The sequence below is a fragment of the Vibrio sp. 1401 genome, from assembly GCF_033340295.1.
On sequence record NZ_JAWOWF010000386.1, the window covers coordinates 1 to 687 of the forward strand.

The following is a 687-nucleotide window of genomic DNA, read 5'->3' on the forward strand; positions in this document are numbered from 1 at the left end:
TCACAGGGTTTTTAAAGAAACTCCCTGCGTTACCGACTTTAGCTGGGTCTGGCAGTTTCTCCATACGAACTTGGCACACACGTTCAAATATTGCATTTGGACTTAATTCGTTTTCAGGGATGCTTTGTAACGGCCCATATTGATTCTTCGGCGTCCATCGCTTCGGCAGCTTCAAGCCAATGGCTGTGACAAAGCATTTTTCATATAGATCATGTTTGAAAACTGAATCTCGGTACCCAAATTCGCAGTCTTCCGCACTCATCCGCCTCGTTTTTAAAGTCGTCAAATCCAATACATCGACGTAGCTACAAAGATCTTTTAGTTCAACCCCGTATGCGCCGATGTTTTGGATCGGAGCTGACCCAGCACAACCGGGAATCAAAGCTAAGTTTTCGATCCCGCCCATACCTTGGGCAACACACCAAGCCACCAAACGCGGCCAATCCTCCCCACCTTGAACATGCAGAAGATAATCTTCATGGGTTTCTGAAACCGATTTCCCCAAAAGGCGGTTAACAATGACGAGACCATCAAAATGTTCAGTAAATAGAACATTGCTGCCTTTACCCAAAAACAACTTCGGCAGACTTTGAAAAGCAGGATTTTGATAGAGGCTGATTACATCATCTATCGAGTCAACAATGGCTAAGGAGGAGCAAGTCTGCTCGATACCAAAAGTGTGAAAAG

General features: G+C 45.0%; 1 protein-coding gene. It reads right to left on the bottom strand.

Features of this window, described 5'->3' with window-relative positions; translation table 11 throughout:
* On the bottom strand, window positions 1-687 hold a 687-nt coding region (murB, locus tag R7Z77_RS25790; RefSeq protein ID WP_318137103.1), incomplete at both ends, for a UDP-N-acetylmuramate dehydrogenase.